The sequence below is a fragment of the Pseudomonas sp. 05N433 genome, assembly GCF_056396925.1.
The window spans coordinates 22,298-35,881 of sequence record NZ_JBFTML010000011.1; the positions used below are offsets into that span (position 1 = coordinate 22,298).

At 62.6% G+C, this 13,584-nt stretch carries 11 protein-coding genes; 7 read left to right on the top strand and 4 right to left on the bottom strand.

The window, feature by feature from the left end; translation table 11 throughout:
- Positions 1-8 precede the first annotated feature (8 nt).
- The gene (locus tag AC1DIS_RS08450; RefSeq protein WP_138867367.1) at positions 9-1,469 is read left to right on the top strand and encodes an amidase; all 1,461 of its coding nucleotides are present in this window, start codon (positions 9-11) and stop codon (positions 1,467-1,469) included.
- 58 nt (positions 1,470-1,527) lie between these two features.
- Here the strand turns inward: AC1DIS_RS08450 and mhpT are convergent, their stop codons facing one another.
- The gene (mhpT, locus tag AC1DIS_RS08455) at positions 1,528-2,754 is read right to left on the bottom strand and encodes a 3-(3-hydroxy-phenyl)propionate transporter MhpT (protein WP_086945702.1); all 1,227 of its coding nucleotides are present in this window, start codon (positions 2,752-2,754) and stop codon (positions 1,528-1,530) included.
- Positions 2,755-3,086: 332 nt separating this feature from the next.
- On the opposite strand from mhpT, the gene AC1DIS_RS08460 reads away from it, so the two are divergent.
- Positions 3,087-4,397: an OprD family porin gene (locus tag AC1DIS_RS08460; RefSeq protein ID WP_019649001.1), complete on the top strand. Its 1,311-nt coding sequence runs from the start codon at positions 3,087-3,089 to the stop codon at positions 4,395-4,397.
- 6 nt (positions 4,398-4,403) lie between these two features.
- On the opposite strand, the gene AC1DIS_RS08465 is transcribed toward AC1DIS_RS08460, so the two are convergent.
- Positions 4,404-4,892 carry a MarR family winged helix-turn-helix transcriptional regulator gene (locus AC1DIS_RS08465; protein WP_018927890.1) on the bottom strand — a complete coding sequence of 163 codons (489 nt, stop codon included), beginning with the start codon at positions 4,890-4,892 and terminating at the stop codon, positions 4,404-4,406.
- A gap of 212 nt (positions 4,893-5,104) precedes the next feature.
- Here AC1DIS_RS08465 and AC1DIS_RS08470 point away from each other — a divergent pair, with 212 nt between their 5' ends.
- From AC1DIS_RS08470 to AC1DIS_RS08490, 5 genes are all read left to right on the top strand, one after another.
- Entirely contained in the window at positions 5,105-5,935 is an 831-nt protein-coding gene (locus AC1DIS_RS08470) for a p-hydroxycinnamoyl CoA hydratase/lyase (RefSeq protein ID WP_007895816.1), read from the top strand.
- A gap of 127 nt (positions 5,936-6,062) precedes the next feature.
- Positions 6,063-7,511 carry an aldehyde dehydrogenase gene (locus AC1DIS_RS08475; RefSeq protein WP_477744371.1) on the top strand — a complete coding sequence of 483 codons (1,449 nt, stop codon included), beginning with the start codon at positions 6,063-6,065 and terminating at the stop codon, positions 7,509-7,511.
- Between the two features lie 143 nt (positions 7,512-7,654).
- Entirely contained in the window at positions 7,655-9,538 is a 1,884-nt protein-coding gene (locus AC1DIS_RS08480) for a feruloyl-CoA synthase (protein ID WP_477744372.1), read from the top strand.
- Positions 9,535-10,776: a thiolase family protein gene (locus AC1DIS_RS08485; RefSeq protein WP_064617348.1), complete on the top strand. Its 1,242-nt coding sequence runs from the start codon at positions 9,535-9,537 to the stop codon at positions 10,774-10,776. The genes AC1DIS_RS08480 and AC1DIS_RS08485 overlap by 4 nt, the downstream gene beginning before the upstream one ends.
- A gap of 77 nt (positions 10,777-10,853) precedes the next feature.
- Positions 10,854-11,567 carry a GntR family transcriptional regulator gene (locus tag AC1DIS_RS08490; RefSeq protein WP_019578625.1) on the top strand — a complete coding sequence of 238 codons (714 nt, stop codon included), beginning with the start codon at positions 10,854-10,856 and terminating at the stop codon, positions 11,565-11,567.
- 10 nt (positions 11,568-11,577) lie between these two features.
- Here the strand turns inward: AC1DIS_RS08490 and AC1DIS_RS08495 are convergent, their stop codons facing one another.
- Together AC1DIS_RS08495 and AC1DIS_RS08500 are read right to left on the bottom strand one after the other, a co-directional pair.
- Positions 11,578-12,528 (bottom strand): PDR/VanB family oxidoreductase, encoded by a 951-nt coding sequence (locus AC1DIS_RS08495; protein WP_477744373.1) that lies wholly within the window; start codon positions 12,526-12,528, stop codon positions 11,578-11,580.
- The gene (locus tag AC1DIS_RS08500; protein WP_430953939.1) at positions 12,525-13,571 is read right to left on the bottom strand and encodes a Rieske 2Fe-2S domain-containing protein; all 1,047 of its coding nucleotides are present in this window, start codon (positions 13,569-13,571) and stop codon (positions 12,525-12,527) included. The genes AC1DIS_RS08495 and AC1DIS_RS08500 overlap by 4 nt, the downstream gene beginning before the upstream one ends.
- Positions 13,572-13,584: the final 13 nt, after the last annotated feature.

Consider the following 13,584-nt stretch of genomic DNA (forward strand, 5'->3'; position numbering starts at 1 on the left):
TATCAAACATGCAAGACATCCATCAGTTGTTGGACAAGGAAGACGCCACCGGCCTGGCCGCTTGGGTCAGGCGTGGTGAAGTGCAGCCCGTGGAGCTGGTCGACGCAGTGATCGAGCGACTGGAGCGGGTTGAACCGCAACTCAACGCAGTGGCCGAGCGGCTCTACGACAAGGCCCGCGAGGCAGCGCTCGAACCTCAGGTTCGGGACGGACTGTTTGCCGGTGTGCCGACCTTGATCAAGGACCTGTTCGCGCCGGTGCAGGGTGCCGCAATGACCAATGGTTCGCTGGCGCTGGGCGGGGCCCGCGCCGATTTCGAATCCGAGGTGGTGATCCGCCTGCGCCGCGCCGGTTGCCTGATCGTCGGCACCAGCACGGCACCGGAGTTCGGCACATCCTATTCCACCGAGTCGACACGTTTCGGCGCCACCCGCAATCCGTGGAACACCGAGCACAGCGCTGGCGGCTCCAGCGGCGGGGCGGCGGCCCTGGTGGCTGCGCGGGTAGTGCCGTTTGCCCATGGCAATGACGGCGGTGGTTCGTTGCGGGTGCCGGCGTCCTGCTGCGGAGTCTTTGGCCTCAAACCAAGCCGTGGCTTGCTGCCCTCCGGGCCAATGATAGGCGAGGGCTGGGCGGGCATGGGCACCAACCACTGCATCACCTTATCGGTACGTGACAGCGCGGCTTTGCTCGACGCTACGGCGGGAATCGATTTGGGTGCGCCCTATGCTGCGCCGCTGTCGGCGCAACCGTATGTGACTGCTGTACAACAGACTCCGCGGCCAATGCGTATCGCCCTGGTGGAGCAGATCGGGTCTTGGCCGACTTCCACACAAAGCCTGGAGGCGGTGCGTCAGGCTGCGAGCCTGTGTGAGTCGCTGGGGCATCGGGTAGAACCCGCCCGGTTACCGGTGGTGCTGCCTGAGTTTCTTGACCAGGTGTTCACTATCATCGGTGCCAGCACGCGAAACTACGTCGACCTGTTGGGCCAATTGCGTGGCGCGCCTGTACAGCCCGAGGAGCTGGAAGCCCGTACGCGGATCATTCTGCGCGACAAGGGCGGGGTCAGTGGCGCGCAATACGCGGCAGCGGTGGAGTGGATTCATGCCCTGGGCCGGCAACTGGCGCTGTTCATGCAGGATTACGACCTGATCCTCAGCCCGACCCTGACCCGTGAACCGGTACCGATCGGCGAGCTGGACCTGCGGGACGACCGCTTGAGTCTCGATGAATTGATCGAGCGCTTCCACAGTTACTCGCCGTTTACCGCGTTGTTCAATGCCAGTGGGCAACCGGCAATGTCGGTACCGCTTCACTGGAGCCCGCAAGGCTTGCCCATGGGCGCGCACTTCGCAGGCCGCTTCGGCGAAGAGGCGACCTTGCTGAGCCTGGCCGCACAACTGGAGCAGGCTCAGCCCTGGCGGCAGCGCGTACCGCCGGTGAATGCGTGCCTGCGCACCACGCCGTAACACGATCTGTAGCAGCAGCCACGCAGGCTCGGCAGCTGCTACAAGGAGTGCACCCCGGTCAGGTTTTATCCGCAACCGGGTTCGCCGTACGCAACGGCGGCTCGGCCGAGCGGGCAATCACGCTGATGATCGCCAGTGCTGCGATCAGCAGTCCGGGCGAGGTCGCCAGCAAAACTCCGGTTGTGCCGGCCCCGGCCGCCAGAATCTGCCCGGCGGCCAAGGGCCCGGCTACTGATCCGAGGCGACCGATCGCCACCGCAGCACCGACGCCGGTGGCGCGCACCGAGGTCGGGTACGACGGCGGTGCCAGGGCGTAAAGCACCAGCTGCGCGGCCATCACAAACAACCCGGCAGAAAAACCGGCGATGGCCATGGGGACGATGCCCACCGACAGGCCGACTCCAGCCAGCGCCGCCAGCAACCCGGCGTAGACAAACAGCACCACTTTGATGCCGTTGCAGCGATCCAGCAGCAGTCCGCCGAGCAGGGAACCGAGGGCGCCGCCGATGTTGAACAGCATCTGCACCAGGCCTGCCTGGGGTTTGCTGAAACCCTGTTCCAGCAACAGCGATGGCAGCCAGTTGAGCAGCATGTACATCACGGTCAGGGTGAAGAAGTAGCTCAGCCACAACGCCAGGGTGACGCGGGTCCGGTCTTCGCCGAACAGCGCCTGGCCGGTTGACGCGCGCGCCACGTTGACGCTGCCTTGTTGCTGGCGAAAGGCGCTGGACTCAGGCAGCAGCAGGACCATCAACGGCACCACCAGCAAGGGCACGAGACCACCGATGATGAAGGTCATCTGCCAATGCTCGGCAAACAGCATGGCGACCACCGCCGCCAGCGCGCCGCCCAACGGCACGCCGGCATACATGATGCTGATCGCGGTGCCGCGACGTTGCTCACCCACGGCTTCGGCACACAGCGCGATCAGGTTGGGCAGGGCGGCACCCAGGCCCAGGCCCGTCATGAAGCGCGCCAGCAGCAGGCCGGAAAAACTGCTGACATAGGCCGTGTTGAGGGAGAACACGCCGAACAGCAGCACGGCGCCGATGAGGATTTTCTTGCGGCCGATGCGATCGGCGATCCAGCCGCCGAAGAAGGCGCCCGGCAGCAAACCGATGATGCCGGCGCTGAATACCCAACCCATCATTTTCGGGTCCAGGGCAAAGGTCTGGCGCAGGCCTGCGGCGGCAGTGCCAGCGGCTTGCAGGTCGAAGCCTTCGATCAGTGCAACGATAAAACACAGGGCGATGGTCAGCGTCGTGCGACGTGATGGGGTGTCCATGGCGAACCTCATTATTGTTTTTGTTGGGGCTTACGGGGGAACGCGAGCCTGATTGCTGTAGGCGATAGCAGGCTGAAATTAAGATTAACAAAGATAACTAAAAAATGAATGACCAAGGTTTTTTACTGAAAAATGCCATTAATTTCATTTAAATCAATGTGATGACATATGGTTGAAGATGTATTTAAAAAATAGATAATAATATTAATGTTCGATTATCGGTCATTGTGGATTGACGCCACCCTCAGGCGTTTCCATTCTCTGACCGGAGATCCTTGGGGCAACCCGACGATCCCGTTCAAAAAAACAACAACAATAAGTGGACATCGAACATGCCAAATCTCCCTCGGGACGCCCTCGTGGCGATCTCAACCTTACCTGTTCGCGCACGTCATCTGGCCCTGTTGGGTTTGAGTGTGATTGCCACTCCGGCGCTGGCCGAAGGCTTTATCGATGACAGTCACGGCACCTTGACCCTGCGCAATTACTACCTGGATCGGGACTACAAGGATGACGGGGCGAAGACCGCGGCCCGGGAATGGGCCCAGGGTTTCATCATGAATATGGAGTCGGGCTTTACCCCGGGGACTGTTGGTTTTGGCCTGGACGCTCGCGGCCTGATGGGCGTCAAGCTGGACTCGTCGCCCGACCGCAGTGGCACCGAGTTGTTGCCGGTGTCCGCCAGCGACAAGCGTGCGGCGGACGAGTATTCGCGCCTGGCCATGACCGCCAAGATGCGTTTTGCCCAGACCACGGTGAAGACCGGCGATGTGTCGATCTTCCTGCCGTTCGCTTTCGCCAGTCCGTCACGGCTGCTGCCACAGACGTTTCGTGGCACCACCCTCAGTTCAAAGGACATCGACGGGCTGACCTTCAACACTGGCTACATCGATCGCATCAACAAGCGCGATTCCACCAACTACCAGCCGATGAGCATCGCCTCGCCGAACCGGCGTTTCAACGGCGCGGCCACCTCATCGCACATGGCCTATGTCGGTGGCGATTACCAGGTGAACAAGGATCTGAGCCTGCGTGCCTATCACGCCGAAGTGGCGGATCTGTATCAGCAGAACACCCTGGCCTTGCTGCACACGCTGCAGGTAGGCGAGGGCACGTTGACCACTGACTTGCGCAGTTTTTTCAGCGACGAGGACGGCAGCGCCAAGGCCGGCAAGGTGGACAACCGCAACCTCTCGGCGTTGTTCGGTTATCGCTTTGGCGGCCATCGCCTGAGCCTGGGTTATATGCACTCCAGTGGTGACACCGCGACGCCTTACGTGTCGGGCACCGAGTTGATGGGCATGAGTGAGCTGACCATGAGCTCAGACTTTCTCAATGCCAAGGAGCGAACCTGGCAGGCGATCTACGACTATGACTTTGCCGCCGCCGGGGTGCCCGGCCTGAAGAGCCGGCTGCGTTATGTGCGCGGTGACCATATCGAACTGGCGGCGCTGAATGCCGACGACCGCAAGGAGCGGGAGTTCCAGATGGAGCTGGGGTATGTGATCCAGAGTGGGCCGCTGAAGAACGTCGGGCTGATGGCGCGCAAGTCGATCTATCGCAATGACTTCCCCACTGGCGCGGCGTTTCGCGATGAAAACCAGACCCGCTTTCTGGTGCTCTACACCGTGCCGATCTGGTAAGTCGTTTCAGGCCTGATAGACCTTCTTCAGCAACCTGAGCAGTTCTTCGCGTTCCTGACTGTCGAGGGCGGACGTGGCATCCATGTCGCTCTCGGCAGCGATCAGTTTCAGCTCCTTGAGCAGGGTTTCGCCGGTCTTGCTGAGAAAAATCCCGTAGGAGCGTTTGTCCGGTTTGCAGCGCACTCGCACCGCCAGCGCCCGGCTTTCCAGTTTGTTCAGCAGCGGCACCACTTGCGGTGGCTCGATGGCCAGTGCCTTGGCCAGGTCGGCCTGCATCAGCCCGGGGTTCTGGTCGATGATCGCCAGGGCCGAGAACTGCGCCGGGCGCAAGTCGTGGGCCGAGAGCCGGCCAATCAGGTTCTGGAACAGTTTCAGTTGCGCCCGGCGCATGGCGTAACCGATCAGGTCGTCGAGGGCTGCGTCCAGCGACGCCTGGGTTTCGGGGCTGTCGGCAGGCGCCTCGGGGGCGGCGGCAATCTTGGAAGACTTGGCCATTGCAGGGTGAATCCTCGGGCTGGCGGTTAAGAAGGCTATCTAGTTTGCCGAGATTGGCCGGGGATAGCCACGACCTCTTTCAGATTTCTAGGCGCTGCGCCCGTTTCAGGCACGAAAACAACTCGGTTAATTTTATTAATAGTTAATTGACATAACTATATTTGCGGTTTAGTTTTTACCCATCGTCAAGCCAAGAACAAGAGAGCATCGCCATGAGCAATTACGAAGGTCGCTGGACAACGGTCAAAGTGGAAATCGAGGAAGGCATCGCTTGGGTCATCCTCAACCGTCCGGAAAAACGCAACGCCATGAGCCCGACCCTGAACCGCGAGATGATCGACGTTCTGGAAACCCTGGAGCAGGATCCGGACGCCGGTGTCCTGGTGCTGACGGGGGCGGGCGAAGCCTGGACTGCAGGCATGGACCTCAAGGAATACTTCCGCGAAGTGGACGCCGGCCCGGAAATCCTTCAGGAAAAAATCCGCCGCGAAGCCTCTCAATGGCAATGGAAACTGCTGCGCATGTACGCCAAGCCGACCATCGCCATGGTCAACGGCTGGTGCTTCGGTGGCGGTTTCAGCCCGCTGGTGGCCTGCGATTTGGCGATCTGCGCCGATGAAGCGACTTTCGGCCTGTCGGAAATCAACTGGGGCATTCCGCCGGGCAACCTGGTGAGCAAGGCCATGGCCGACACCGTGGGCCATCGCCAGTCGCTGTACTACATCATGACCGGCAAGACCTTCGGCGGGCAGAAAGCCGCCGAGATGGGCCTGGTCAACGAGAGCGTGCCGCTGGCGCAACTGCGTGAGGTGACGATCGAACTGGCGCGTAACCTGCTGGAGAAAAACCCGGTGGTGCTGCGCGCAGCCAAGCATGGCTTCAAGCGTTGCCGCGAACTGACCTGGGAGCAGAACGAAGATTACCTGTACGCCAAGCTCGATCAGTCGCGCCTGCTGGACACCGAAGGTGGCCGCGAGCAGGGCATGAAGCAGTTCCTCGACGACAAGAGCATCAAGCCCGGTTTGCAGGCTTACAAACGCTGAAGCCTGGCGTTGCATCAGGTGAGCTGGCCGGGCGATCGAGCGTCCRCCAGCTGTTCGCCCCGGCGCCCAGGCGCTACTGTGAACCCCTCGACTGTATTCCCGATAAAGACAATAAAGAGGAATCACCATGCTGGACGTGCCCCTGCTGATCGGCGGCCAGTCGTGCCCCGCCCGAGACGGTCGAACCTTCGAACGGCGTAATCCGGTGACCGGCGAAATCGTGTCGCGGGTTGCCGCCGCCACCCTGGAAGATGCCGACGCCGCCGTGGCTGCGGCCAAAGCGGCATTCCCCACCTGGGCGGCCCTGGCCCCCAATGAACGACGCACCCGGTTGTTGCGCGCCGCCGAGCAGTTGCAGGCCCGCAGCGCGGAATTCATCGCCGCCGCTGGCGAGACCGGCGCCATGGCCAACTGGTACGGCTTCAATGTGCATCTGGCGTCGAACATGCTGCGTGAAGCGGCATCCATGACCACCCAGATCACCGGCGAAGTCATTCCTTCGGATGTGCCCGGCAGCTTCGCCATGGCCCTGCGTCAACCGTGTGGCGTGGTGCTCGGCATCGCGCCGTGGAACGCCCCAGTCATCCTCGCCACCCGCGCCATCGCCATGCCGCTGGCCTGCGGCAACACCGTGGTGCTCAAGGCGTCGGAACTGAGCCCGGCGGTGCATAGGCTGATCGGCCAGGTGTTGCAGGACGCCGGCCTCGGTGACGGCGTGGTCAACGTCATCAGCAACGCGCCCCAGGATGCCGCGGCGATTGTCGAACGGTTGATCGCCAACCCGGCGGTGCGTCGGGTCAACTTCACCGGCTCGACCCATGTCGGGCGCATCGTTGGTGAGCTGTCGGCGCGTCATCTCAAGCCGGCGTTGCTGGAACTGGGCGGCAAGGCGCCGTTCCTGGTGCTGGAAGATGCCGACCTGGATGCGGCGGTGGAGGCAGCGGCCTTCGGTGCCTTTTTCAATCAGGGGCAGATCTGCATGTCCACCGAGCGCCTGATCGTCGATGCCAGGGTGGCCGATGCCTTTGTCGCCAAACTGGCGGCGAAGATCGCCACCTTGCCCGCCGGCAACCCCAATGCGGAAGGTTCGGTGCTGGGTTCCCTGGTGGACAGCAACGCCGGCGAACGGATCAAACTGATGATCGACGATGCTCTCGACAAGGGCGCAACCCTGGTCGCAGGTGGCCGGTTGGAGGGCAGTATTCTGCAGCCGACTATGCTCGATAGCGTCACCGATGCCATGCGCCTGTACCGCGAAGAATCCTTTGGCCCGGTGGCGGTGGTGCTGCGCGGTGAGGGCGATGAAGAGCTGCTGCGTCTGGCCAATGATTCCGAGTTCGGCTTGTCGGCGGCGATCTTCAGTCGTGACACCGGCCGTGCTCTGGCCTTGGCCCAGCGGGTCGAGTCGGGCATCTGCCACATCAACGGCCCGACCGTGCACGACGAGGCACAGATGCCTTTCGGCGGGGTCAAGTCCAGCGGCTATGGCAGTTTTGGCGGCAAGGCGTCCATCGAGCACTTCACCCAATTGCGCTGGGTGACCTTGCAGAACGGCCCGCGGCACTACCCGATCTGAGCAGCTGTCGCAGCGTCGGGCGACGTACGCTTGAGAGCGCCCGTCGCCCGCGTGCAGGCCAGAAATAACAATAACAAGGCTGCCATGCCCCAGTTGACTGCTTCGCAGCGGACCGGTGGCGTGCCTTGATGGAGAACAAGCACGTGAGTTCCGAATTCAGATCGCCACCCCAGACCGAAGCCAGTGCACCGCGCTATCGCCAGGTATCCATTGGCTGTCCTGCGGTCGAAGTCAGCGAAGAGCAGGGCATATTGCATATGCGCTCCCTGGAACCCTTGGCCGAGTTGCCCGTACGCTTGCTCGATCGCCTGGTGCATTGGGCCCGGGTGCGCCCGCAACAGACCTTTGTTGCCGCTCGCCTGGAGGGCGGCGACTGGCGCCGGGTGAGTTACGCCGAGATGCTGACCAGCGTCCGCGCCATTGCCCAGAGCCTGCTGAGTTACGGCCTGTCGGCCGAGCGACCACTGGCGATCCTCTCGGGCAACGACATCGAGCATTTGCAGATTGCCCTGGGCGCTATGTATGCCGGCATTCCCTATAGCCCGATCTCACCGGCCTATTCGTTGTTGTCCCAGGATTTCGCCAAGCTGCGGCATGTCTGCGATCTGCTGCAACCGGGGCTGGTGTTCGTCAGCGACGCCGCGACCTATCAGCGGGCGATTGAGGCGGTGCTGCCGGCCGAAACGCCGCTGATTACCGTGCATGGTCAAGTACCGGGCCGCCGTCAGGCGAGTTTTGCCAGCCTGCTGGAACAAGCCGGCGGTGCCGAGGCCGATTGCGCCTTCACGGCTACCGGACCAGACAGCATCGCCAAATTCCTGTTTACCTCAGGCTCCACCAAACTGCCCAAGGCGGTGGTCACCACCCAGCGCATGCTCTGCGCCAACCAGCAGATGCTGTTGCAAACCTTCCCGGTGTTCGGCGAAGAACCTCCGGTGCTGGTGGACTGGCTGCCGTGGAATCACACCTTCGGTGGCAGCCACAACGTCGGCATCGTGCTGTACAACGGCGGCACTTTTTACCTGGACGACGGCAAGCCGACCGTTCAGGGTTTTGCTGAAACACTGCGCAACCTCAAGGAAATATCGCCCACCGCCTACCTGACCGTGCCCAAGGGCTGGGAAGAGCTGGTCAACGCTCTGGAGCAGGATGGCGAGTTGCGCGAGCGTTTCTTCTCGCGCATGAAGCTGTTCTTTTTCGCTGCCGCCGGTTTGTCGCAACGGGTTTGGGATCGCCTGGACCGGGTCGCTGAACAGCATTGTGGCGAACGCATTCGCATGATGGCCGGGCTTGGCATGACCGAGGCGTCGCCGTCCTGCACGTTCACCACCGGGCCATTGTCCATGGCCGGCTACATCGGCCTGCCGGCACCCGGTTGCGAAGTGCGGTTGGTGCCGGTGGACGGCAAGCTGGAAGGGCGTTTTCGCGGGCCACACATCATGCCGGGTTACTGGCGCGCGCCGCAGCAGACCGCCGAGGTGTTCGACGAACAGGGTTTCTACTGTTCTGGCGATGCGTTAAAGCTGGCTGACCCCTGTGATCCGCAACTCGGGCTGATGTTCGACGGGCGCATCGCCGAGGACTTCAAGCTCAGCTCCGGCGTGTTTGTCAGCGTCGGTCCGCTGCGCAATCGCGCGGTGCTCGAAGGTTCGCCCTATGTTCAGGACCTGGTGGTGGCCGCACCGGACCGCGAGTGCCTGGGGGCGCTGGTCTTTCCCCGGTTGTATGAATGCCGACGTCTGGCGGGTTTGAGTGCCCACGCCAGCGATGCCGAGGTTCTGGCCAGCGCGCCGGTGCGTCAGTGGTTCGGCGATTGGCTGCAGCGGCTCAACCGCGACGCCACCGGTAATGCCAGCCGCCTGGAATGGATCGCGCTGCTCGACGAACCTGCTTCCATCGACCGTGGTGAAATCACCGACAAGGGCTCGATCAATCAGCGTGCGGTGTTGCAGTGGCGTGCCGACAAGGTCGAGGCGCTGTATCGCGGTGAAGATCCTTCCATCCTGCGTGCCGGACCTCTGCCGTGAACGGTGCGGGGCAGTATTCGAGCTTTAGCGATGTGGCGATTTTCGAAGCCCTGCGCACGCCTTGGGTCGACCTTGGCGGGGACTTGGCTCAGGTCTCGCCGATCGATCTGGGGATCAAGGTTGGGCGCGAGGTATTGGCCCGCGCCGCTCTCGATCCGTCCTCGGTGGACAGCGTGCTCGCCGGCTCCGTGGCTCAGGCCAGTTTCGATGCTTACCTGCTGCCTCGACATATCGGCCTCTACAGTGGCGTGCCGCAAGAGACTCCGGCGCTGGGGGTGCAGCGCATCTGCGCCACCGGTTTCGAACTCTTGCGGCAGGCCGCCAGGCAGCTGGATGACGGCGTGCAGTTGGCCCTGTGTGTGGCGGCCGAATCGATGTCGCGCAACCCGATTGCCGCTTACACCCACCGCAGCGGTTTCCGGCTCGGTGCCGAGGTGGCGTTCAAGGACTTTCTCTGGGAAGCCCTCTACGACCCGGCCCCGGGCGTAGACATGATCACCACCGCCGACAACCTGGCCCGGCGGCATGGCCTGAGCCGCGACGAAGTGGATCGCTACGCTCTGTGCAGTCATCAACTGGCTTTGCAGGCGCAAGCCGACGGCTGGTTCGAACCGGAACTGGTAGCGATTGGTAATGAGCGTTTTGAGTTGGCCGGCTATCAGCCACGCAATATTCAGTTGCCACGGGGCGTGGACCGCGTAACGCACGATAGCCACCCGCGACCTACCGACCTGAGCGCTTTGGGCCGGTTGCAGTCGGTGCATGCCGGCGGTGTGCAAACGGCCGGCAACAGTTGCGCGGTGGTCGATGGTGCGGCGGCCGCGCTGGTGGGGCGAGCCTCTGCGGCTCGGCGTCCGGTGTTGGCCCATTTGCTGGCCAGTGCCGTGGTGGGCGTGGCACCGGAGTTCATGGGCATCGGCCCGGCGCCGGCGATCCAGTTGCTGCTGCAACGCAGCGGCCTGGCTATTGACGACATCGGCTTGCTGGAAATCAACGAGGCCCAGGCGGCACAGGTGCTGGCCGTGGCGCAGGTGCTTGAACTGGACGGCGACCGCCTCAACCGGCGGGGCGGCTCCATCGCCCTGGGGCATCCCTTGGCCGCCAGCGGATTGCGTCTGGTGCTGACCCTGGCCAGGCAACTGCGCGAGGGCAATCTGCGTTATGGCATTGCCGCCGCGTGTGTTGGCGGAGGGCAGGGTATGGCGCTGCTGATCGAGAATCCTGCCTATCAAGGCTGAACACCGCGACCTCTGCCCAAACCTGGCGTCTCTCTCTTGCGTTACTATGCAGGCCCACCTTTCTGGAAGTTGCCTGGATGAGTAAGCCCGGTCAAACGGTGTTGGTCGCATTGCGCAAGATGATCGCCTCGGGCGAACTGGCGGCGGGCGAGCGGTTGATGGAAATCCCCACGGCGCAGCTGTTCGGTGTTTCGCGGATGCCGGTGCGCATGGCGTTCCGCACGCTGGAGCAGGAAGGCTTGCTGGTGCGTTTTGGCGGGCGCGGGTTTCAGGTGCGTTCGGTCAGCCCCGATGACATTGCCGGTGCGGTCGAAGTACGGGGCGTACTCGAAGGCCTGGCGGCGCGTCAGACCGCCGAGCGCGGGCTCTCAGACGAAGCCCGGGCGACCCTCGAACAGTGCCTGATGCAGGGTGATCAGCTGTTCGATAAAGGGTACGTGACCATAGAAGACCTGGAGGTCTATCACGACCTCAACATGCGTTTTCATGAGGTGATCGTCGAAGGCAGCCATAACCCGGCGATCGCCGACGCCCTGGCGCGCAACGATCATTTGCCCTTCGCTTCGGTGACTGCCCTGGCCGTGGACCGCAACGACATGGTCCGGGAGTACCGACGTTTCAACTATGCCCACATGCAACACCATTCGGTGTTCGATGCCTTGGTTAACCGCCAGGGTGCGCGTGCCGAAGCGATCATGCGCGAACACGCCAACGCCACGTTGCGCTACGCCGAGGTCTTCGGCTCAGCGACGGCCGAGGAGCGGATGAAGGTCATTCTCCGCTCGGAATAAGCGCGGTTTATCAGATATCCAGCACCAGCAGCGGCGTTTTCGAGCGCGAGCAGCAAGGGGTGAACTGGTCGTTGCAGGCCTGTTCATCCTCGGTGAGGAACAGGTCGCGATGCTCCGGCACCCCCTCCAGAACCCGAGTCAGGCAAGTACCACAAATACCTTGTTCACAGGAAATGGCGATTTCGATGCCGTGGTCTTGCAGTATTTGCACCACACTCTTGTCGGCCGGCACCTCAAAGACCTGACCGCTGCTGGCGAGCTTGATCGAGAAACTGCCATCGGCGCCAGTGTCGACGGGCGCGGCGGCGAAGTACTCGCGGTGCAGGCATTGCTCCTGCCAGCCCTGCTTCCTGGCCGTGTCCAACACGTGCTGCATGAAGCCGCCGGGGCCACACACATATAAGTGAACGTCGCTCTGCGGCGTGGCCAGAACCTTCGCCGCGTCCAGCACGGTGTCGGGTTCCTGATCGAAATGCAGGAACACCCGGTCGGCAAAAGGCGAGTGCTGCAGGCGTTCGACAAAGGCTGCACGGTCCCGTGATCGGGCACAGTAATGCAGCTCGAAATCCGCGCCACTGTGTGCCAGGCGTTCGGCCATGCACAGGATCGGCGTGATCCCGATACCGCCAGCGAACAGCAGGCTGCGCCTGGCCTCATGGACCAACGGGAACAGGTTGCGCGGTTCACTGATCGGCAGGCGCGTGCCGGGGTGGATCTGCTCGTGCATGGCCAGTGAACCACCGCGGGAGGTGGGGTCCTTGAGCACGCCGATCAGGTAGCGATGGCGTTCTTCGGGGTGATTGCACAGGGAGTATTGCCGGATCAAGCCGCCGGGCAGGTGCACATCGATATGCGCACCGGCGCTGAAGGCCGGCAGCGGTCGGTCATCGACACTGGCCAGCTCATAGCTGCAGATGTCCTGGGCTTCGTTGTTGCGCGATACCACCAGCACTTCGATCATGCCATTGACTCCAGCGGGGCTTGCTCCCTGGCGATCAGGCGCTCCAGAACGCGACGCGACTGCACGCCGCCAGCGTCGATGTTGAGCTTGAGCAAATTGCGCGCGGGATGGCTGAGCAGGTTCTGTTGCTGGCGTTCGAGCATCTCCAGGTCCTCGCTGAAAATCTTGCCCTGTCCCTCGCGAATGCTCGCGGTCAAGGCTTCATCCTGCGGATTGAAGTTGCGCGCCATGCCCCAGAAGTACCAGATCGAGGTCTCGGTTTCCGGCGTGATGAAGTCGACGACGATGCTCGACGCCTTGAACTGCTGGGGAGCCTGATAACCACCATGGCCGGCATGGGCCACGCCGACTTCGATCAGCACATGGCTGGGCGGGGTGAAGCGGCAGATCTGCCAGCGGTCCACCGGCACATCGTCGGCCAGGTTGTTGCCGCGCAGGGCCATGCGCCAGAAGGGCGGGGCCATGATGTTGTCCATGTGGCGGGCGGTGACCACCTCATCGCCTTCGACCGTTGTGACCGGCGGCGCTTCGTCGATTTCCTTTTGGCCGATGCTGGACGCATGAACGTAGGTTTCATGAGTCAGGTCCATCAGGTTGTCGATCATCAGGCGGTAGTCGCACTGGATGTGGAACAGGCCGCCGCCATAGGCCCACTCGTCACTGACCGCCCATTCCAGGTGATGGATCAGCGCCGGGTCGGCCAACGCCTGATCGCCGGGCCAGACCCAAATAAAGCCGTAGCGCTCGACCACGGCAAAGGTCTTGTTGCACGGGAAGCCGCGAACCCGCTGCCCGGGCATTTCCACAGTCTTGCCGTCGCACCCCATCACCAGGCCGTGATAGCCGCACACCAGATTGCCGTTTTCCACATAGCCCAAGGACAGCGGCGCGCCGCGATGAGGGCAGAAGTCCTCGACAGCCGCCACCTTACCCTCGTGGCCGCGGTAAAAAACCATCTTTTCACCGCAGATCTGACGGCCCAATGGCTTGCCAGCGATTTCATCGGGCGTGCAGGCGACGTACCAGGTGTTCTTGGGGTACATGGAGATTCTCCAA